Annotated in this window: 20 protein-coding genes and 1 pseudogene; 15 read left to right on the top strand and 6 right to left on the bottom strand. The window is 55.6% G+C overall.

Annotated features, from left to right (window positions below):
* Positions 1–20 precede the first annotated feature (20 nt).
* Complete coding sequence (gene map, locus PSTEL_RS11220) at positions 21–767, top strand: type I methionyl aminopeptidase (protein ID WP_038700688.1); 747 nt, start codon at positions 21–23, stop codon at positions 765–767.
* Here the strand turns inward: map and PSTEL_RS11225 are convergent.
* Positions 764–1,216: an aminoacyl-tRNA deacylase gene (locus tag PSTEL_RS11225; protein ID WP_245625134.1), complete on the bottom strand. Its 453-nt coding sequence runs from the start codon at positions 1,214–1,216 to the stop codon at positions 764–766. The genes map and PSTEL_RS11225 overlap by 4 nt on opposite strands.
* Before the next feature lie 213 nt (positions 1,217–1,429).
* Between PSTEL_RS11225 and PSTEL_RS11230 the strand changes: the two genes are divergently transcribed.
* From PSTEL_RS11230 to PSTEL_RS11240, 3 genes are read left to right on the top strand one after another with little or no spacing between them, the layout of a single operon-like run.
* Positions 1,430–2,029 carry a DJ-1/PfpI family protein gene (locus PSTEL_RS11230; RefSeq protein WP_038695356.1) on the top strand — a complete coding sequence of 200 codons (600 nt, stop codon included), beginning with the start codon at positions 1,430–1,432 and terminating at the stop codon, positions 2,027–2,029.
* Positions 2,026–2,853: a hypothetical protein gene (locus tag PSTEL_RS11235; RefSeq protein ID WP_052098374.1), complete on the top strand. Its 828-nt coding sequence runs from the start codon at positions 2,026–2,028 to the stop codon at positions 2,851–2,853. The genes PSTEL_RS11230 and PSTEL_RS11235 overlap by 4 nt, the downstream gene beginning before the upstream one ends.
* A 50-nt stretch (positions 2,854–2,903) precedes the next feature.
* Positions 2,904–3,323, top strand: a complete 420-nt coding sequence (locus PSTEL_RS11240; RefSeq protein ID WP_038695358.1) for an Rrf2 family transcriptional regulator — start codon at positions 2,904–2,906, stop codon at positions 3,321–3,323.
* 58 nt (positions 3,324–3,381) lie between these two features.
* Here the strand turns inward: PSTEL_RS11240 and PSTEL_RS11245 are convergent, their stop codons facing one another.
* Positions 3,382–4,218 carry a helix-turn-helix domain-containing protein gene (locus PSTEL_RS11245; protein WP_038695360.1) on the bottom strand — a complete coding sequence of 279 codons (837 nt, stop codon included), beginning with the start codon at positions 4,216–4,218 and terminating at the stop codon, positions 3,382–3,384.
* A gap of 99 nt (positions 4,219–4,317) precedes the next feature.
* Here PSTEL_RS11245 and PSTEL_RS28420 point away from each other — a divergent pair, with 99 nt between their 5' ends.
* The 7 genes from PSTEL_RS28420 (at position 4,318) to PSTEL_RS11275 (ending at position 11,249) form a co-directional block, all read left to right on the top strand.
* Positions 4,318–5,514, top strand: a complete 1,197-nt coding sequence (locus PSTEL_RS28420) for a glycosyl hydrolase 2 galactose-binding domain-containing protein (RefSeq protein WP_052098375.1) — start codon at positions 4,318–4,320, stop codon at positions 5,512–5,514.
* A complete protein-coding gene (locus PSTEL_RS28425) occupies positions 5,424–6,368 on the top strand; it encodes a glycoside hydrolase family 2 protein (protein WP_245625135.1) in 945 nt (314 codons plus the stop codon). The genes PSTEL_RS28420 and PSTEL_RS28425 overlap by 91 nt, the downstream gene beginning before the upstream one ends.
* 388 nt (positions 6,369–6,756) lie before the next feature.
* Positions 6,757–7,620, top strand: coding sequence for a VOC family protein (locus PSTEL_RS11255; protein WP_038695362.1), 864 nt, complete (start codon positions 6,757–6,759; stop codon positions 7,618–7,620).
* A gap of 42 nt (positions 7,621–7,662) precedes the next feature.
* The gene (locus PSTEL_RS11260) at positions 7,663–8,298 is read left to right on the top strand and encodes an NAD(P)-dependent oxidoreductase (RefSeq protein ID WP_038695364.1); all 636 of its coding nucleotides are present in this window, start codon (positions 7,663–7,665) and stop codon (positions 8,296–8,298) included.
* 295 nt (positions 8,299–8,593) lie between these two features.
* A complete protein-coding gene (locus PSTEL_RS11265; RefSeq protein ID WP_038695367.1) occupies positions 8,594–9,799 on the top strand; it encodes a cache domain-containing protein in 1,206 nt (401 codons plus the stop codon).
* Complete coding sequence (locus PSTEL_RS11270; RefSeq protein ID WP_038695368.1) at positions 9,739–10,131, top strand: methyl-accepting chemotaxis protein; 393 nt, start codon at positions 9,739–9,741, stop codon at positions 10,129–10,131. Before PSTEL_RS11265 ends, PSTEL_RS11270 begins: the two co-directional genes overlap by 61 nt.
* A gap of 8 nt (positions 10,132–10,139) precedes the next feature.
* Complete coding sequence (locus PSTEL_RS11275) at positions 10,140–11,249, top strand: ABC transporter substrate-binding protein (protein ID WP_052098377.1); 1,110 nt, start codon at positions 10,140–10,142, stop codon at positions 11,247–11,249.
* Between the two features lie 339 nt (positions 11,250–11,588).
* Here the strand turns inward: PSTEL_RS11275 and PSTEL_RS11280 are convergent, their stop codons facing one another.
* Positions 11,589–12,338 carry an MBL fold metallo-hydrolase gene (locus tag PSTEL_RS11280; RefSeq protein ID WP_038695371.1) on the bottom strand — a complete coding sequence of 250 codons (750 nt, stop codon included), beginning with the start codon at positions 12,336–12,338 and terminating at the stop codon, positions 11,589–11,591.
* A gap of 198 nt (positions 12,339–12,536) precedes the next feature.
* Here PSTEL_RS11280 and PSTEL_RS28830 point away from each other — a divergent pair.
* The 4 genes and pseudogenes from PSTEL_RS28830 to PSTEL_RS11300 form a co-directional block, all read left to right on the top strand.
* Positions 12,537–13,904 (top strand): annotated as a pseudogene (locus PSTEL_RS28830) (Na+/H+ antiporter); the annotation flags it as partial.
* Positions 13,905–14,753: 849 nt separating this feature from the next.
* Positions 14,754–15,266: a GNAT family N-acetyltransferase gene (locus PSTEL_RS11290; RefSeq protein ID WP_038695375.1), complete on the top strand. Its 513-nt coding sequence runs from the start codon at positions 14,754–14,756 to the stop codon at positions 15,264–15,266.
* Positions 15,267–15,423: 157 nt separating this feature from the next.
* Positions 15,424–16,275, top strand: a complete 852-nt coding sequence (locus PSTEL_RS11295) for a DegV family protein (protein WP_038695377.1) — start codon at positions 15,424–15,426, stop codon at positions 16,273–16,275.
* A gap of 25 nt (positions 16,276–16,300) precedes the next feature.
* Positions 16,301–16,783, top strand: a complete 483-nt coding sequence (locus tag PSTEL_RS11300) for a DinB family protein (protein ID WP_038695379.1) — start codon at positions 16,301–16,303, stop codon at positions 16,781–16,783.
* 154 nt (positions 16,784–16,937) lie between these two features.
* Here PSTEL_RS11300 and PSTEL_RS11305 read toward each other — a convergent pair whose 3' ends face one another.
* From PSTEL_RS11305 to PSTEL_RS11315, 3 genes are all read right to left on the bottom strand, one after another.
* Positions 16,938–17,414 carry a hypothetical protein gene (locus PSTEL_RS11305; RefSeq protein ID WP_052098378.1) on the bottom strand — a complete coding sequence of 159 codons (477 nt, stop codon included), beginning with the start codon at positions 17,412–17,414 and terminating at the stop codon, positions 16,938–16,940.
* A 180-nt stretch (positions 17,415–17,594) separates the two neighbouring features.
* Entirely contained in the window at positions 17,595–18,017 is a 423-nt protein-coding gene (locus PSTEL_RS11310; protein WP_038700696.1) for a threonine/serine exporter family protein, read from the bottom strand.
* Between the two features lie 31 nt (positions 18,018–18,048).
* Complete coding sequence (locus PSTEL_RS11315; protein ID WP_084064969.1) at positions 18,049–18,822, bottom strand: threonine/serine exporter family protein; 774 nt, start codon at positions 18,820–18,822, stop codon at positions 18,049–18,051.
* Positions 18,823–18,888: the final 66 nt, after the last annotated feature.

Consider the following 18,888-nt stretch of genomic DNA (forward strand, 5'->3'; position numbering starts at 1 on the left):
GAGTAGAAAGGATGAACACGATGATAAGCGAGACAGAACAGGATTTGGAAGGACTAAAAGCGGTGGGAAGAGTGGTCGGCCACACCATCGCCGAAATGAAAAAAAGCGTCAAGCCCGGCATGACAACGCTGGAGCTTGACCAGATCGGCGCGGATATTCTGCGCAGCTTCGGAGCCAAATCAGCTCCAAGGGAAACCTATGATTTCCCGGGCGACACCTGCATCAGCGTCAATGAAGAGGTAGCGCACGGCATCCCGGGACCGAGAGTGATCCGGGCCGGTGACTTGATCAATATCGATGTCTCCGCTGAACTGAACGGTTACTTCGGAGATTCGGGGGTGTCGTTTCAGCTTCCGCCGTACAATCAGAAGCTTCAGCATTTGTGCTCAAGCACTGAGGAGACGATGCTTGCCGTCATTTCCCATCTGCGTGCGGGCATGCGCGTGAACGAAATCGGGAAGGCGATGGAGATGGAGGCCCGCCGACGCGGCTACCGTGTCGTACGCAATCTGTGCAGCCACGGCATTGGCAAATCCCTTCACGACAAGCCCCATGAAATTCTGCCGTACTTCAATCCGCGGGAGACCACGGTATTGAAGCCGAATCAGGTTATTACAATCGAGCCGTTCCTGTCGACCGGCGCGGAATACGTGGATCAGCAGAGCGACGGATGGACACTGACCGTCCCGGACAACAGCCGTGTCGCCCAGTTCGAGCACACGATAATTGTAACGAAAGGCCGGCCGATCATTCTGACGAAGCCTTAATCGAGGTAAGCGATCACTTCGTTAAGAGTCTCCAGCGCGAGCGGGTGCAGCTTGAGGGTTGTGCCCGCCTTGCCTGTGCCGCCGTAGACGTAATCATGACGGAGCAGCTTGCGGTCCAGGATGCAGGGCAGCTGCAGCACAAAAGGAACGGAGCCGACCTCATACCCCGTAATTTCCAGCACTTCCCGGGGACTTGCCATCCGCAGCGAGGCCGCTCCGATCAGCGCTGCCGCCTCCTCCAGGTTAACCCGGCCGCGCTCGCCGGAGACGATCAGCGCCAGATACACTTCCGGCGTCTTCACAATAAGCGTCGGCGCCGTCTGGCCCAGTTCGATACCCAGCATCGCCGCCCCTTCCTGCGCGGTCCGGGCCGTATGCTCGTGGGTGAGAAGCTCATATTCCACCTCATGCTCCTCAAGCTTGTTCCGGAGTTCCTCCAGACTATCCATACATAAGCCTCCTTGTGCGTTTACACCCAGTATTGTGTTCATGGCTCTTATTTCAGCATTTTGCATAATTCGATTATAACCGCAGATGGAATATATAGGCAGATACAATTGTTACGGTCCATATATTCTTGGCTTTGGAATCGCTTTATTGGATAAATGCAAAATGCTCATTTGTATATTTTTTCACCAAAAATATCAAAGGAGTTATTCGGGATGAACATTGCGTTCGTGTTATTTGACGGAGTCACCTTTCTGGATTTTGCGGGTTTCTATGATGTTGTCATCCGCTTGCGGCATTTCGAGTCCTATGCCGAACTTAAATGGGATGTCTGCGCGGCATCCGATTCGGTCAAGGATGATCAGGGGCTTGAGATCAGGCCCGGCAGGGTGCTTCCGGATCTGTCGGGGTATGATCTTGTCTTTGTGCCCGGCGGATGGGGTACCCGGAGTCTGCGCTATGATCAGGACTTCATCTCCTGGCTGAAGGGTGCCGGAGAGGCGAAATGGATCGTCTCCGTCTGCACCGGATCGCTGCTTCTCGGAGCGGCGGGACTGCTGGAGGGGAAGAAAGCGACAACCCACCCTAACGCCTCCGAACTGCTGAAGCCGTACTGCCGGGAAGTCGGCAATGCCCGGATTGTGCATGACGGCCGTGTGATCACAGGCGGGGGCGTCTCGACTTCGATCGATCTCGGGCTGTACGTTGTTGGACTTCTCGCGGGTGAAGAGGCCGCCCGGGCTGTGAAGAAGCAGATTGATTATCCTTACGAGCTGCAGGGAGTAGACATTGTCCTCCACGGAGGAGAACAATGAGCCGGGCGGAGCGCAAGTCTGGCGAAGAGTTCATGACGCTGGAGATGTCCCCTGGGCCGGATGATCGGAAGAAGCTGGAGGCTTATCTGACCGCTGAAAGCCGCCTGCCCGGCCCCAGAGGCAACTTGGAGCTTGCGGGGCGCTTCGCGTCGGGGTTTGCTCACAGCGGCATGTCTGGCGAATGGTGGGACATGCTGACCGATTGGGCGCGGCTGCCATCTGCGGAGGCTGGGACCGGCGATCCGCGCGAATTCCTGCCGTTCTGCGCCTGTCTTACGCTCGGCGCTCATTACAGCTTCGCGTCTCCAGCACAGAGGCAGGAGATCGCCTCCATTCTTCGCGCTGCTGCGAATGATTCCCGCTGGAGAACGCGGGAGGCGGCGGCCATGGGCCTTCAGTGCATCGGCGAGGCGGATTTCGGGCTGCTCGCCGATGTGCTTGCGCAGTGGAAGAGCGGTGCGAGCTTGCTGGAGCAGCGTGCGATCGTTGCGGCTCTTGCCCATCCGCCGCTCCTTAAGGACCGGGAGGCGGCGGTCTATGCGCTGGGGTTGGCGGGCGAAATCACGGAGAGCATTGTGGAGGTAACCGGACCGGAGCGCAAAGCGGAACCCTTCCGCGTACTGTGCAAGGGGCTGGAATATGCGCTGAGCGTAATGGCAGCCGCCGAGCCGGGAGCGGGCTTTGAGCTGCTGTCCCGGCTGGCTTCGCTGGATGATCCCGCCGTTATCCGGATTGTGAAATCCAATCTCGGCAAATCGCGTCTATCCCGCAAATACGGACCCCAGACGGCTGCGATCCTCGCCGGGATTGACAACAAATCTTAACGTAACTATGATGGTTTCAAATGATTGACTAGGCAAAGGAGAAGTTTGTTATGAATATCAGCACCCGATTTGCGGTCGCCATCCACATCTTGGCCCTGATTGACACCAACAGGGAAGGGCGGAACACCTCGGACTGGATCGCCGGAAGCGTCGGCACCAATCCGGTCGTTATCCGCCGGATCAGCAGCATGCTCGGCAAAGCGGGACTGATCGAAGTGAAGCCGGGAATTGCGGGAGCGAAGCTGGCCAGGCCGGCGGAACAGATAACACTGCTGGAAATTTACCAGGCGGTGGATGCCGTTGGCGAAGGGTCGCTGTTCGCTGTGCACGAGCACCCAAGCCCGGAATGTCCGGTTGGCCAAAATATAGCAGGGGCGATTATCCCGGTGTTCCTTATGGCCCAGCAGGCGATGGAGGATGTGCTGCAGCAGGTAACGCTCGCCCAAATCTCGTCGCAGCTTCCTGTATGAAGATCAACATGAAGCATCCATTCCGGCATACGGAGCGGATGCTTTTTTTCGTAACAGCTTAACGATGAAGAGAACGGTAAGCAAGCGGGGTCAGTCCGTATTCCTTTTTGAACAAATGATAGTAATGGCTAAGGTTATTAAATCCGGCTGAGAGCGCGATGTCCATAATACCGAGATCGGTGGTGGCCAGCATGTACTTGGCGTAGTCCAGCCGAAGCTGATTGATATACAGAACCGGCGTAGTGTGAAGCAGTGACCGGAATACCCGGCTCAGGTGTCCGGGGCTGCGTCCCGATAGCTCATACATCCGCTGAACCCCCTCGACGAAATTCTCCTTCCGCTGCATTTGCAGCAGCAGATCTTCCAGCCAGGGCGGAATCGCATCTTCCCTCGTACGCTGCTGCTTCCAGAAGAACAGCGTGAGCAGCTCGGCCAGCATAGCCCGCAGCAGTCCCGCAGCCTGTGGCTTGTCCGGAACAAGGCGAATCCGTTCAAGCCGGTCTTTCAGACGTTCCGTTTCGCTCGCCGGAAGAACGGTAACAGGGGGCAGCACAGTGGCCAACAGATTTTGGGGATCAATAGCTTTTTCCAGAAAAGTAAAAACATGATTCATCGCTTCCCGGGTATAACATATATTGATGAATTCGCAGTCATGGTCTCCATCCCGTTCATAATAATGAATATCTTCCGGACGAATAAAGACAAGCGTGCCTACGGTTACCGGCTGGCAGGCATCATTCACGATATGGCGGGCTTTCCCCTGGGTCACCAGGAACAGCTCAAAGAAATCATGGGTGTGGATGGGAGAGGCATAGCTGAGCGAAGGAACGGTGAACAGATGGGATTCGGTATTCGGACCCATGTGGGATGCAGCGGTGTATGTGTAGATTTCCATTATATGAGCGTTCAAGACAAGTATTTCATATGATTCTCTGATAGACTGTTGCTGAAAGAGGTTAAAATGATACATTGCGATCCAGGAGTGACATTCGAGATGAATATTTTGGATTTGAACGGAGCCTGGTCGATGAAGCGGCTTGACCAGAGCGAGTGGACGGAAGCTTCCGTTCCGGGCTCGGTCTATAGTGATTTGTTGAACGCCGGACAGATGGAAGATCCTTTCTACCGGGAGAATGACCAGGAAGCGGTCAAGCTGTCCGAGTATGATTACGAGTATGAGAAGCGCTTTATGATTGGCGCCGAATTCCTGACCGAAGAGCGGATCGTTCTTCGCTTCGAAGGGCTTGATACACTGGCTGAAATCCGGCTCAACGGCCGGGAAATCGCCCGGACGGATAACATGCACAGAACCTACGAGTTTGACGTTAAGCCATTCATCTGCGAGGGCGAGAACACTATTGGCGTCATCTTTCGTTCGCCGCTGAAGTATATCCGTGAGAAATCGAAAGCCCAGCCGATCTGGTCCGTCAATGGCTCTCCGGGATTTCCTTATTTGCGCAAAGCTCACTTCATGTTCGGGTGGGATTGGGGTCCCAGTCTGCCAGACATGGGGATTTGGCGGCCGGTGAAGCTGATTGCCCTGTCCCATACCCGTATTGATGAAGTCTATGTAACACAGCAGCATAAGGGGGACCAGGGTGTAGACCTGAATGTTAAAGTGGGGCTGGAGTACAAGCCGGAGAGCCCGGTCGAGGTGCGTTTTGAATTGACCGATCCGGATGGTGCGCGTTTGTCTTCATGTCAGTTCCCCATGTCGGAAACGACCGGGTATCTGGATCTCCATGTTGCGCAGCCGCAGTTGTGGTGGCCGAGCGGGTTCGGGAAACAGCCGCTTTATCAGATCCGGGTTCAAATTTGCAGCGATGGCGCCATTCTGGATGAACGTGCGTTTAGAATCGGGCTTCGCACCGTTACGGTCAACCAGCAGAGAGACGAATGGGGCAAATCCTTCGCTTACTGCGTGAACGGGCTTGAAATTTTCGCTATGGGCGGCAATTACGTACCAGAGGACTCGCTTCCCCTTCTTCTTTCGGCGGATTTGACCGTCCGAACAGCCAGGACTTCGGGGATATGCATGATTGGAGCATTTGGCATGGGCGCGAGCCGTTCACCGATTTCCGCAAACGGAATCCGCGGTTCATGTCCGAATTCGGGCTGCAATCCTTCCCGTCCATCAAGACGGTCGAAGCTTTCTCGCTTCCGGAGGACCGGAACGTCTTCTCAGCTGTAATGGAAAATCACCAGAAGCATGAAGACGGCCTGTCGCCGATGATTCATTATGTGTCCCAGTATTTTAAAATGCCAAAGGATTTTCAATCCTTTCTGTATGTATCTCAGCTCATTCAGGCCGAAGGCGTCCGCTACGGGGTTGAACACTGGAGACGGAACCGGGGCAGATGCATGGGGGCCATCTACTGGCAGCTGAATGATTCCTGGCCGGTCGCTTCATGGGCCAGCGTCGATTATCACGGAAGATGGAAGGCGCTGCACTATACGGCCAAACGCTTCTACTCCCCGGTGCTGATCTCTGCGGAGGAAGAAGGAAGCCGGGTCTCTCTACATATTAACAATGAAACACTGGACGATGTGGCGGGCAAAGTGGTCTGGAAGCTTCGCGATTCAGCCTCCTCTGTCATTCAATCGGGAGAGATCGGGGCAACAGCGGCCGGACTGTCCGCAGCCGCCTGCCAAACGCTCGATTTCAGCGATGTGCTGAGCTCGGTCGATCAACTGAGATCCCACTACCTGGAATATGCATTCGAATCGGACGGGCATACGCTTAGCGCGGGCAAGACCATTTTTGTACCGGCCAAGCATTTCAAGCTTCAACCCGCCAAATTGTCTGTTAGCGTCAAAGAGGAAGAGGAGCATTTTGAGCTGATTGTCGGCTCCACAGCCTTTGCGATGTTCATTGAGCTCGATCTGAACGGCAGCGATGCGATATTTGACGACAACTATTTTCACTTGTCTGCGAATGAGCAGAAGATCGTGATCGTTAGAAAAGAAGACCTCTCCGATTCGTTAACTCTTGAAGAATTCAGAGAACAGCTTGTGTTCCGCAGTCTGGCTGACAGCTTTATTTAGTTGGCGGCCAATGGGCGGCAGGTATGCCGCGCAATCGAGCTTCAGAGACAGTTTCCCAGCCATGCTGCTGCTGCCGGAGGCTGAGCCCGATTCAGATCATCTGTAGTCGCCGGTAAGCCCGGGCAGATGTCGAATACGACCCGAGAAATAGCTGGCCCCAGCAGTCTTAACAATCTTTGACCCCTCCCTTCAAGCTGAAGGAGGGGTCTTTTGCTGCGCATTTATGCTACTCTCCAGAGGCAGCAGACTGTATTAAGAATTCGACTATACAAACTTTAGGATACCTGCTATACTAATTATAGTTAGTTTGTAACTATGTTTGTTACATGATGATGCGGCATGCAATTGGAGAAGCTATGATACAACGACACATGAAGGAGGAAGCGTAATGCATACAACGGAAGTTCTGCCGAAGGGGCTGAAACTGGGAGCGGTACAGCTTCGGGTAAGCCATTTGGAGCGCTCGTTGGCTTTTTATCAGGATACTGTCGGATTTCGGGTGCTGCGGAGAGAGGAAGGAAGAGCTGAGCTGACAGCAGACGGCGTCTCGCCGCTGTTGATCCTACGGGAAGTCGGGGAAGGCGAGGGACAGCGCCGCCGTTCGGCAGCGGGCTTATATCATTTCGCCATCCTGCTGCCGGATCGTCCATCCCTTGGGCTTGTGCTGCGCAATCTTATTGCTTCTGGAATCGAGATCGGCCAGGGCGATCATCTCGTCAGCGAGGCGCTGTATATTCAGGACCCCGACAACAACGGCATCGAGCTGTACCGGGACCGCCCGCGCGATACATGGCAGTATGATCTGGAGGGGCATGTGGTGATGGGAACCGACCCGGTGGACGTGGAGGGGTTGCTTGCCGATTCCGAGGGACTCCAGTGGAACGGTCTTCCGGCGGGTACAGTTATCGGGCATGTGCATTTCCATGTTGGCAATCTTAAGAAAGCCCAAGACTTCTACTGCGGAGTTCTCGGGTTCGAGCTTGTCGCCCGGTACGGCGGCTCTGCGCTGTTCGTATCGGCGGGAGGATACCATCATCACATAGGTCTTAACGTATGGGCCGGAGAGGGAGCGAAGCCGGCATCGCCGAATGCACCGGGCATCGACTATTTCACGATTCAGCTTCCAAGTGAAGAGGATCGCAGCCTGGTGCTGCGGCGGCTGGTGGATGCCGGCTTCGAGCTCACGGAATTTGAAGGAGAACCAGGGGTTTACGATCCGTGGCATATCGGAATACGGCTGGTCGCAGCATAAGGCTTGCAGGCTTAATCACGAGTAAAGGGGACAATTATAATTATGAAGGTAGCAGTAATCGGAGGAAATGGTAAGGCAGGAAGTCGGATTGTAAAAGAGGTATTGGAACGGGGGCATGACGTAACGGCAATTGTACGCAAAGCCGGCAGCGCCGCAGACAGCGGGGCGGGGGTTATCATGAAGGACGTTTTTGACTTGACCGCGGAAGACCTCACCCCATTTGATGCCGTTGTCAACGCCTTTGGCGCGCCTCTGGGGCAGGAACATCTTCACGTGGAGGCCGGCAACGTTTTGATCGGGGCGCTAAAGGATGCGCCGAATATCCGGCTAATCGTGGTAGGCGGAGCCGGAAGTCTATATGCCGACGAAGCACAGACAATCCGTGTAGTTGATACGCCCGGGTTCCCGGATTTCGTCAAGCCGATAGCGCTGAACCAGGCCAAGAATCTGGATATTCTGCGGGGAACTGAGGGCCTGAATTGGACGTTTATCAGTCCATCGGCTAATTTTGCCCTTGGACGCCGGACCGGCGCTTACGAGACGGGGAAGGACCGGCTGCTGCTCAATTCCGAGGGAGAAAGTTATGTAAGCTATGAGGATTATGCGGTTGCCGTGGCCGACGAAATCGAGCGTCCGGCGCATATTCGCGAACGGTTCACTGTCGGGTCCGAACGCTGAACACGGATGAACGGGACGTCGGTAAACGAGTCATTTGAATGAGGAAGCGGCTGCCGAACGGGTTCGGGCCGCTCGCCAGACAGCTCATATTACATTTGCGCAAACACCGGGCGATCCATGGAGCAATCCATGGATCGCATCGGTGTTTTTGTGCATCTGCCGCAGTCCTAATACTGATGGAGCAAAGAAACGCAACAGAGGACTAGAAATTTACAATATAGGACTATTGAATCAGAATACTTGGAAGCCGATAAAGAAACAACACAGAGTTTTATAGAAAATAAGGGGGGCAAATATGAAGAGACATGAGGGAATGATTGAAACGAAAAAGGGATGGACGAGCATAGTTAGACGCTTTAATCCCAGGAAGAGCATAGGGATCAAGCTGTTCCTGTTCTTTTTCACATCGGTATTTATCATTGTCAGCGTCTTGGGGTGGAATGCTTACCGGATTTCCAAAAATGCCATTGTGGAAGAAGTATCGGATTCCGCTGAACAAACATTGAATGAGACCAGGAAGAACGTGGATCTGATTTTGGGCGGATACCGCGATTTTTCGGTGCAATTTATTGCCGATGCGGATTTTCTGGGCCAGCTGCGGGCTTTTGTATCATCAGGCTCCAACTCTCTGGATTATCTGGATCAGCAGAAGGCTATTACCTCCTACTTACAGCATACAGCTTCTTCCAACGAGATGGTTCGCTCAGTGACGCTGTTCACTCTGGATGGCAAGGCTGTCGCATCGTCTGTTGACAAAACTTTAAGCTCTATTCCGAAGCAGAGTTGGCTCAAGGAGGCGGTCAAGACCAAAGGCGAAGCCATCTGGCTCCCTGCTTCCTCCACGTTTGTAACCGGACAGTCCAGCATCGGGCATGCCCGGGTGCTGAGGGATTATTCGGGGCCAATCGCGATCGTGCTTGTGGAAATTAACTCGGATGCCCTGTCCAAACCGCTTGGTGAAGTGAAGCTGATGTCTTCCAAGAGTAGTCCCGATATAACGGTATTCGATCCTGAGACCCGGCAGGTGGTCTATTCAAGCTTGGCCGAAGAAGTCGGCAAACCCACTTCTTTTGTGCTGCCGGAGGCTGAAGGCGGTAACAGCGCCTTGCAAGGAGCATTCACAATGGAACACACGGCGGGACAAGATAATCTGAATATTTACAGCCAATCAAGTGTAACAGGCTGGTATTTGACCGGGCAGATGCCGATTCGCGATCTGTTGAGCCTCGCCAACCGGATTCTGGTGTTCGTCTATATCGCGCTTGCCGCTTCTGCGGTAATTGCCATTATTCTCGGTTATATTATGGTCCGGCTGTTCGCCAAACCTCTGGTTCGGCTTAAAGACAGGCTCAATGAAGCGTCGATGGGACCGTCCGTGTTCCCGTACATAGCCAGGACGAGATTCGCCATCTGGCCGAGCAGACCAAGCGGTCGATTGAAGTGGCCGGGACCATTACACATAAAATCCAGGAAGAGGTTGGCGCAACCGTCAACACTCTAACCGGCCTGTATCCGCTGTACCAGTCGCAGGTGGAGACCGTCAATGAGACCTCATCGATCCTGTCGCAGGTCAAGGAACGAATGAAGGAGCTCAACAACCGGTCCGCTCAAGTAGCCGATACGGTGTCTGAGCTGAACGGGGCGCAGCGGAAACTCAATGAGACCATTCTGAATGTAAGCTCCGTGTCGGAGCAGACAGCCGCGTCCTCCCAGCAGGTGGCGACGGTCTGCGAGGAACAGGTGGGCATGAACGCCCGCCTTGTAGAGCTCTCAGCAGAGCTGGATCAGTTGTCCGTCTACCTGAAGGAACCACTGGTGTCCTTCCGGGTGTGACCGCATGATTGACAATAAGCGGATGTGATGGCAATACGACAACCGTAACTAAGCAGCAGGAGACAACCGGGACTTCGGCAGAAGTCGGCGGCAGCATTACTTTTATCACGAACCGGCAGGAAATGGTGGACTCCGGGATGATGGACCGCTATATTGAAGGATTCAAGAAGAAATATCCGGCGGTTACGGATGTGAAAGTATCGGTGATGAAGAATTATGATACGGATATCCGGATCAAAATACTGACGAATGATTATGGAGATGTGCTGCTTCTCCCGGGAGATCTGGAAGACAAGAATTTGCCCGAATATTTTGAGCCCATCGATGATTTGGGACTGACGGACAAGCTCTACTATAATAATAGAAAGACGTTCGAGGATAAGCATTATGCGGCTACGGTCGGTGTCTCGGCACTCGGACTCGTATATAACAAGACGGCTTTCGAGAAGGCGGGCATCAAGGAATTCCCGGCGACGCCTACCGCCTTCTATGAAGCCTGTGAGAAGCTGAAGCAGGCCGGCATCACTCCGGTATACGTGAATTACGCATCGGGCTGGACATTGCCGCAGTGGGGCGTCAATATGGCGCCTGTCATTCAGGGAGATGCCAAGGTGCTGAATTTCATGACCACATCCGATTCCCCGTTCCAGGAGGACAATCCGGTCGGACAATCTTACGGCATAATCCGGCATCTGATCCAGAAGGGTTATACGGAATCGGATCTTTATACGAACCATTGGGAGGAATCCAAGAAGGAGCTTGCCGAAGGAAAAGCGGCGATGATGTATTTGGGGAATTGGGTCATTCCGCAGATCCTGAGCACATCCGGCACGAATGTAAAATCGGAGGACATCGGGTTCAAGCCGTTTCCGACATCGGACAGCGGGAAACTGAGCGCGTTGATGAGTTCCGACGCCTGGTTTGTAATCAACAAGAACAGCAAGAACATGAAGACCGCAAAAGCCTGGTTCAAGTATTTGCTGGAGGAGTCGGGCTACGCCGACGATAACGGATTCATCCCGACGGTTAAGACGAGAGAGCCGTCCCTTCCTCAACTGAAGGAGTTCCTCGCCGCCAAACCCGCTTTAATGGAGAACATCGAGCTGGACAGCGATTAATATACGATTGCTTCCAAAGCGGGCTTCGATTTATGGAGCGGGGATATCGTGCAGAAGCTGGCGGTCGCCAGGAACCTGCAGGGTGAATTCGATCATTGGAATGACAAATGGCGCCAAGCCAGACAGGAGATTCAACCTTAACTTATCTGCGGATTTTATATAAATGCGGCCATTTCCCGGTACTGCCGGGAAATGGCTGTTTGGCTTTGGTTTGACATTGCCTTGGCATTGATATGATGTCGGCATTGGTTTGGTATTCGCATCGGCTGGAGCGCTTGGGCGACCTCGACTTATATGGATGAAGTTCTTCGCGCCGTGTGGCCGTTGGCGGCCGATTCCCTACTTGCCCTCCGCCAGCTCGGCGATTCGCTTCCCGGCATCTCCCCGGTAGAGGCCGCCGTGATAGCATATGACCGTATGGATGGTCAGTCCGGCATATCGCCGCAAGCTGGCCAGCGCCGCCGGCATGTCCGGTGTGGCCCGCGGATCGGGGCCATGCAGCTCGCCGTCCTTAACGGTCAGGCTGTCGCCGGCGACCAGCGTTCCGCTTGCGTCGTGGTACAGGCTGACATGCCCGGGGCTGTGCCCTGGAGTCGTGATCACGGTGACGCCGCCGGCCACCTGCAGAACCTCACCGTCTGTCAGCTCCGCGTCGACTCTGGCCCGCGGCGGATGGGAGAGCACATGCAGGAACGCCCGCCGCCATTCCGCTGGCACATTCGGAGGGAGCATGGCCTCCGCCGCCGCAATCGCTTCGGGCGTATGCTTCAGCAGCATCCGTTCGCCTTCGATATAAGGGCGTTCCAGGGGATGGGCCAGCACCCGTATGGAAGGCCGCTGCTCCAATATAGCGGGTAAGCCGCCGATGTGGTCCAGATCCTGATGGGTAATCAGGACGGTATCCAGCCTGTCCCAGGCCACTCCTGCTTCGGCAAATCCCGCCTGGAAGGTCTCTGTTATGCCCGGATATCCGGTATCGACGAGCATGACATGCTCGTCGTCCCACATCAGCACGGGATAAATCCGCTCGCTTCCGCCCATAATCTGCGCTTCAATCTCCAGCATCTCCAGCCCTTCGGCAATTCTCATTCTTCATCCTCCCGTAAACGTTAAGATAAAAGCAGAGTTTATCTTAACGGAATCGGAGGGTTAAATCAATAGATAAATTATATATTATAACACAAATATATAATTTTGTCAAGGAATAAATTTGCCTGATTTTCTGGATACATTAGCTTGGTGTATTATTAATACAAACAATCTATAGATGGAGATGGAGATGGTGATGTGGAACTATTCAGCTTAGTGCTGCTTCTTCTTGTCCTGATCGGTCTGTCGAAGATTATCAACCGATTCGTTCCTTTTGTGCCTGTTCCGCTGATCCAGATCGGGCTCGGGGCGCTCGCAGCGGCGGCGCCGGTGGGCATACATCTGTCGCTGGAGCCGGAGCTGTTCTTCGTGCTCTTCATCGCTCCGCTGCTGTACAATGACGGCAGAAGGACGCCCCGGGACGAGCTGTGGAACCTGCGGGCCCAGATTCTGCTGCTGGCATTGGGTCTTGTCTTCGCGACCGTTGTCGTCGCGGGCTATGCGATTCACTGGATGATCCCGTCCATTCCGCTTGCGGCAGCTTTCGCCCTTGCGGCGATCCTGTCTCCGACCGATGCGGTGGCGGTAAGCGCCTTGGCCGGCAGAGTGCATCTTCCCAAAGGGACGCACCGGCTTCTCGAGGGCGAGTCCCTGATGAACGACGCTTCCGGCCTGGTGGCGTTCAAGTTCGCCGTGGCTGCTGCCGTAACCGGCGTGTTCTCCTTCTCTCATGCGGTGGGGAGTTTTATTCTCATCGCAGCCGGCGGGCTGCTGGCGGGAGCGGTGCTGTCTTTTCTGCTAATACGCCTGAGCGTATTGCTCCAGCGCCTCGGCATGGAGGATGTCACGATGCATGTGCTTCTCCAGATTTTGACCCCTTTCCTGATCTATCTCGTCAGCGAGGAAATCGGCGTTTCGGGCATTTTGGCCGTTGTGGCCGGGGGAATCGTGCATGCGGTGGAGAAGGACCGTACCACCTCGCCTCAGTACAAGCTGCAGCTCGTGTCGGCCAGCATCTGGTCCATGCTGCTGTTTGTTCTCAATGGCCTGGTGTTTCTCATTCTGGGCGTTTCCCTGCCGGATGTGGCGTCGGTTATTCTCCGGGATGAAGCCTTCGACAACACGACGGTCCTCCTGTATGTGCTGGCGATTACGGCGCTGCTGATCGTGCTGCGCTTCTTGTGGGTATACGCGTTCGCCGTCATGAACAACGCCAAGAACGGCAAGCGAAGCCGGCCTCAGCTTAAGGGGCTCGCGCTTCTCTCCGTATCTGGCGTCCGGGGAGCCGTGACTTTGGCGGGCGCCTTCTCGATTCCGCTCTATCTGGATGACGGCTCGCGCTTTCCCGAGCGCGACCTCATTATCTTCCTCGCCGCAGGTGTCATCCTGGCGACGCTGCTGCTCGCAAGCATTGCGCTTCCGCTGATGGCAGGCAAGGAGGAAGAAGTGCAGGAGGAGAGCGACCAGGTAATCAGCTCGCAGATCAAGAAGAAATGCGTTGCCATTCTCAAGGGGGAAGAGGGCGGCTCGGCAGCAGCTGCCGCAGCCGGAATGGCGGCGATAGCGGGTATGGCTGGGCTGGCGGCCCGCAGTCTCGGTCCCGGCATCCCGGCGCTGAGCGGGGCTGCGGTGGCTGAGAATGGCGCCTTGGAGAACGGCGCGTATTCTCCTTCACCCGCGATGAGCAGCGGACCTGCTGGAGAGCAGGGGTCCGGCACGCCTGTCCCGTCAGTGCAGGGCGACGCGGCCAGCGTCTACGCCGGGCTGCTTGGGTCCGGCGGGCTTCCGGTTCTCTCCCCGGAGGCGGAGAAACACGCGCGTCAGCGCGCCAAAGCGAAGCTGACGGGACTTCAGGCCGAGCGGAGCAAGCTCCTCGCGATGATGGAGGAGGGGAGCGTTCCCGCCGACACGGGCCGGGCAATGCTCGAATTCCTGGACCGGAAGGAAGCGTTCCTGGCCCGGGATGCCGATTCGCAGTTCCGGCAGTCGCTTGGGGAGCTCGGCCGGATGTTCGCACGCCTGTTCACGAAGGCGCCGGAGGCCAAAGGAGAGGGCGCCGGAGAAGGCAGCGGCGCCATCGCTTCGTCCGCCGAATGTGTGCGCCGCGCCCGGATCGAGATGTGCCGGGCTGCGGTCGATGCCGTCAAGCGGGAGGACGACCCGGAGATCCGGGGAGACTCCGAGATCGTGGCGGCCAAGTACGGGCAGATGATCGACCGCCTGGAGAGCGTGCCGGCGGCAGGGCTGGCGGAACTGGAGGAAAGCCGCAAGTTTCTCGGGAAGCTGGAGGCTTTCCAGGAGCAGCGCGACAGCGTGCAGCGGATGTTCGAGGACGGAGCGCTAAGCTTCAAAGCGGCCGCCGGATTGCGGCGCTTCATGGATCAGCTAGAAACATCCATTTGGGAGGATTAGAGGATGGAACCCGAAGAACTGTCTTTTGTCACAATCGGCCCCGAACATATGGCCGAGGCGACCGAAATTTACAATCATTATGTAAAGCATACGACCGTTTCTTTTCATACGGAGCCTTTGACGGTGGAGGAGATGACGCGGAACACCCTGCACGGCGATTCGCGTTTCGCCTCTTATGCGGTCATGCAGGACGAAAGAATGCAGGGCTATATTCTGATCACCCGGCACAAAAACAAACAGGCTTACGACGTCACCGGGGAGATCAGCGTGTATCTGAAGCCGGAGGCGACGGGGCGGCGAATCGGCCGCCCCGCCCTTCAATTTATCGAGCAGAAGGCCGCCGAGAACGGCTTTCATTCCCTTGTGGCCACCATCTGCTCAGAGAATGGGCCGAGCCGGCAGTTTTTTGAACGAAACGGATATGAGCAAAGCGCGTATTACCGGGAGATCGGCCAAAAGTTCGGCCGGTGGCTCGACATCGTCGTCTACCAGAAGCTGGTGGCCGGCGGCCATTAACGAACCGCCCCGAACGGCCGCATCCGCACCTTTCGTTTTGGCTCAGCTAAAGCGGTTTCTGCGGATAAGGTAAGCGCGTACTCTGGTGTCTGTTGTTGTCACCGGCTTCTCGTGCATGCCATGATCCGACTCCAAGAAGAGAGAAGTGAGGTTACGAATGACATCCATCGCCTGGGTAACAGACAGCACCAGCACGCTTCATCCCGATTTTGCCAAGGACAATCATGTCTATGTAGTCCCGCTGCGCCTGATTGTCGGCGGCGAGTGCTACAAGGAGAATATCGATATTACGGCAGAGCAGTTCTATGACCGGATGCGCCATCATGAGCAGGCGGGCAGCTCGCAGCCTCCCATCGGAGAATTTATCGAGCTGTACGAATCGCTGAAGGATAAATACGATCAAATCATCGCCATTCACTGCTCCTCCGAGCTGAGCGGCACCTTTAATACTTCGATGCAGGCTGCTGAAATCGCGGAGGCCCCGGTCACGGGGATCGACTCGAAGGTCGGTGCTTACCCGCTGCGCGAAATGATCACGAGCGGTGTGCATTGGCATCAAATGGGCCTGAATGTCAGAGAGATTAAGGATCGTATCGAGCAGTTGATCCACAATATGTCATTCTATATGCTGCCGTCCAGCTTGACCCGGCTGCATCGCAGCGGACGGGTGTCCGGTCCCCAGCTTGTGCTGGGGCAGCTGCTGCGCATTCATTTGCTCCTGAAGTTTGACGGCGGCAAAGTGTTTGTAGAAGAGAAAATCCGCACATTTAAGAAAGCGAAGAACAGGCTCCTCGATATTTTAAAGAAAGACGCCGCATTGATCCGGGAGGTCTGCATCATGCACGCAGGCAACGTCGAAGAGGCGCAGCGGCTTGATGAAGAGATCCGGGAGATGGCGCCGGGCATGGCGACGGAGATTATGCCGTTCATTCCGGTCGCGGGCATTCATGCCGGCGAGGGAACGCTCGCGCTGTCCTGGATTCGCCATCACGCCACCGCCAAAGCCTAAGCCTGAACAACACGGAGGGATAGACATGGAAGTGATGTTTCGTTATAACTGGATGGTCCGGGAGCAGTGGTACCAGTGGTGCGAGGAGGTTGCCGAAGCTGAGCTTCTTCGCCGCCGGACAGGCGGTGTCGGAAGCATTCTTCAGACTCTTTTTCACGTTGTCGATGTGGAGTGGAGCTGGGTTCGCGTCCTGCAGGGCAAGCCGGATTTTCAGGAGAGCTTTGATGGCTACAGCACGCTGGAGAAGGTCCGTCAGCTGGACCGCGAGTTTCGTCCGGAAGTCGAGTCGTTTGTATACGCCTGGAATGACAGTCTGGAGAGCCACCCGTTTCATGATCCTCAGCCGGATGGAACGGTTGCGGTGGACACCTGGGGCGAGGTTATGCGCCATATGATTGCTCACCAGATTCACCATATGGGGCAATTATCCGTCTGGTCCAGAGAAATCGGCAAAAAGCCGGTGTCGGCGAACGTTATCGGCAAAGGTCTTATTCCTCCGAATCTATGATCAATAAAGGCAGTCACAGGCTTGTAACAAGCCTTGACTGCCTTTTGTTCGCCGAGGAGCCTTGTCTTCTGTTGAGCACACCGAATGAGCCGACTGGACGGTCCAACCGCATGAGCCAGCCGCATTGGGCCGGTTCCGGTGCGTTAACGCTATTTCAGCGAACGGACGTAATCGAGCTGACGAGATGAATGATGCTGTTCAGCACAAGCGCCGCAGCGGCGATAAGCGTGAGAGAAATTACGAACTCGGCCGATTTCCCTCCGCCGAATAGTGTATTGTAATCCAGCTGAACCGAATAATACATAGGCGAAATATAGCTGATGAACTTGTAATATCCCGGCATGATGTCCCGTGTCATGACCGAACCGGCACTGATCGACTGGGTCAGCAGCAGAGGCATGTTGAGCAGCATGCCCCCCTGGCCGGCCAGCATGCAGAAGATGATGGTGAATTCGATGGCTGTGAACATTTCCAGCGAATGAGTCATCCAGACCTTGAAGAACGCTTCCGCTCCATAGCCATGTACCGCAAAATAAATGCTAACCCCGACCAGCGGAGCAATCAGAGAGATAATCAGATTGATGCCCTGAAGGGGGCCGAACGCTTTCCATTTGCCGTACCTGCTTGGCAAGGCTCTCCGAGAAGTCCTGTGGAATATGCATCACGAACTGAACGTCCCGGTCGTTCAGGGCTTGCTTGGAGGAGCGGTCATCTGCGCGGTGGCGGTCAAATAAGCTGCTGTATTGCTATTGCTCTATGATGAAAAAAAAAGAAGCATGGCGGCCGTCCGTCCGTTCTGCTTCTTCTTGGTTTATACTCTTCTGCGCCGGAACATTTGCCCCAGCACCTCGCTGAGCACAAGGCCGGCGGCAATGGCTCCCGAGAGCAGCAGCGCCTGAACGGCAACCTGCAGGGCGGTGATGTAATCGTCTTCGACGAACCGGCGCATGGCGTCGTAGGCAAGACCGCCGGGAACGAGCGGGATGATGCCGCCGACGCTGAAGATAATAACGGGCATTTTGAAGACCCGTGCGAAAATCTGGCTCACAGCTCCCACGATGACCGTGGCGAAGAAGGTCGCCACCACGGGCTTCCAATCGGGACTTAGCAGCAGGTAGACCATCCAGCCCAGCATGCCCGCCAGACCGCAAGGAAGCAGCATGCGTCTTGGCGTGTTGAAGAGAATGCAGAAGGTGGCGGAAGCGATAAAGCTGGTCAGGAGCTGAACGATCATAATCATAAGAATATTCCTCTTTCCATAAAGCTTAAGCAACAAAGGACAGCACGAGGCCAATCCCGGTTCCAATGGCAAAAGCGGTCAGAAACGCCTCCGCACCCTTGGATAGCCCTGAAATAAGATGGCCGGCCATGAGATCGCGGACCGCGTTCGTAATGAGCAGCCCCGGCACGAGCGGCATAACGGAGCCGATAATAATTTTGTCCGTCTCCGCGCCGATGCCGGCCTGAACGGCGAGATAAGAGAGGAGACCGATCAGAATCGAAGCGGTCAGCTCCGCGAAGAACCGGATCTGCGCCAGCCTCTGCAGATAGGCCGCCGCCGCGTAGCCGATGCCCGACACGAACAGGGCGGGCAGAGCGTCACTGTACCGGCCATTGAACATGATGGTGAAGCAGCCGCCCGCAAGCGCGGCCGCGGCGACCCGAAGCCAGGCCGGATAGGCATGCGCCGAATCATCGACCGCCGCCAGCTCCTCCCGCGCCTGCGCCGAGGTCAGCTTCCGCTGGCTCAGCCGGCGCGAGATGTCGTTGACCTGGGCGACCTTCTGCAGATCGGTCGTGCGCTCGGCGATGCGGAACAGCTTCGGCTGCTCCGTCCGGCTCGTGGTGAACAGGATGACTGTCGGCGTCACATAGCTGTGCGCTCCGGGAAAGCCGAGAGCCGCGGCCATGCGCGTCATCGTGTCCTCCACGCGGTAGGTCTCCGCGCCGTTTTGCAGCATGATTTTGCCGGCGAGCAGGCATAAATCTATAATTTCATAGATGTTGTTGTTTTCGGTGTTGTTCTCGGGACTGTCCAAGCCTTCTTAATCCTCCCCTTGGGTGTTATATATTGATTGTGCCCGGAGGAGCTCAAAAGATCAAGT

The organism is Paenibacillus stellifer (genome assembly GCF_000758685.1).
In the GTDB taxonomy this organism is placed as follows: Bacteria; Bacillota; Bacilli; order Paenibacillales; family Paenibacillaceae; genus Paenibacillus_AQ; species Paenibacillus_AQ stellifer.

Coding starts and splice junctions, on each gene's coding strand:
- PSTEL_RS11290 (WP_038695375.1), top strand. CDS start 14,754: ATGGAACCCGAAGAACTGTCTTTTGTCACAATCGGCCCCGAACATATG.
- PSTEL_RS28425 (WP_245625135.1), top strand. CDS start 5,424: ATGTCCGAATTCGGGCTGCAATCCTTCCCGTCCATCAAGACGGTCGAA.
- PSTEL_RS28420 (WP_052098375.1), top strand. CDS start 4,318: ATGAATATTTTGGATTTGAACGGAGCCTGGTCGATGAAGCGGCTTGAC.
- PSTEL_RS11260 (WP_038695364.1), top strand. CDS start 7,663: ATGAAGGTAGCAGTAATCGGAGGAAATGGTAAGGCAGGAAGTCGGATT.
- PSTEL_RS11310 (WP_038700696.1), bottom strand. CDS start 18,017: ATGATCGTTCAGCTCCTGACCAGCTTTATCGCTTCCGCCACCTTCTGC.
- PSTEL_RS11230 (WP_038695356.1), top strand. CDS start 1,430: ATGAACATTGCGTTCGTGTTATTTGACGGAGTCACCTTTCTGGATTTT.
- PSTEL_RS11225 (WP_245625134.1), bottom strand. CDS start 1,216: ATGGATAGTCTGGAGGAACTCCGGAACAAGCTTGAGGAGCATGAGGTG.
- PSTEL_RS11255 (WP_038695362.1), top strand. CDS start 6,757: ATGCATACAACGGAAGTTCTGCCGAAGGGGCTGAAACTGGGAGCGGTA.
- PSTEL_RS11265 (WP_038695367.1), top strand. CDS start 8,594: ATGAAGAGACATGAGGGAATGATTGAAACGAAAAAGGGATGGACGAGC.
- map (WP_038700688.1), top strand. CDS start 21: ATGATAAGCGAGACAGAACAGGATTTGGAAGGACTAAAAGCGGTGGGA.
- PSTEL_RS11280 (WP_038695371.1), bottom strand. CDS start 12,338: ATGAGAATTGCCGAAGGGCTGGAGATGCTGGAGATTGAAGCGCAGATT.
- PSTEL_RS11240 (WP_038695358.1), top strand. CDS start 2,904: ATGAATATCAGCACCCGATTTGCGGTCGCCATCCACATCTTGGCCCTG.
- PSTEL_RS11295 (WP_038695377.1), top strand. CDS start 15,424: ATGACATCCATCGCCTGGGTAACAGACAGCACCAGCACGCTTCATCCC.
- PSTEL_RS11245 (WP_038695360.1), bottom strand. CDS start 4,218: ATGGAAATCTACACATACACCGCTGCATCCCACATGGGTCCGAATACC.
- PSTEL_RS11235 (WP_052098374.1), top strand. CDS start 2,026: ATGAGCCGGGCGGAGCGCAAGTCTGGCGAAGAGTTCATGACGCTGGAG.
- PSTEL_RS11300 (WP_038695379.1), top strand. CDS start 16,301: ATGGAAGTGATGTTTCGTTATAACTGGATGGTCCGGGAGCAGTGGTAC.